This is a genomic window from Staphylococcus sp. EG-SA-17, from assembly GCF_017151845.1.
Lineage (GTDB): Bacteria > Bacillota > Bacilli > Staphylococcales > Staphylococcaceae > Staphylococcus > Staphylococcus aureus.
In genome coordinates this window covers 1-359 of sequence record NZ_JACVZO010000126.1, presented here as the reverse complement: position 1 = coordinate 359, position 359 = coordinate 1, and the positions used below count along the sequence as shown (strand labels likewise).

Genomic DNA, 359 nt, shown 5'->3' with positions numbered 1-359 from the left:
TTAAATGAAAAAGGCGAAGTAATTGGAACAACTACAACAGATGAAAATGGTAAATATCGTTTCGATAATTTAGATAGCGGTAAATACAAAGTTATTTTTGAAAAGCCTGCTGGCTTAACACAAACAGGTACAAATACAACTGAAGATGATAAAGATGCAGATGGTGGCGAAGTTGACGTAACAATTACGGATCATGATGATTTCACACTTGATAACGGATACTTCGAAGAAGATACATCAGATAGCGACTCAGATTCAGATAGCGATTCAGAATCAGATAGCGACTCAGACTCAGACAGCGACTCAGATTCAGATAGCGACTCAGATTCAGACAGCGACTCAGATTCAGATAGCGATTC

General features: G+C 38.2%; 1 protein-coding gene. It reads left to right on the top strand.

What is annotated here, in order from left to right:
- A partial coding sequence (locus IDG65_RS14375) for an SdrD B-like domain-containing protein (RefSeq protein ID WP_206174256.1) occupies positions 1-359 on the top strand: 359 nt, incomplete at both ends.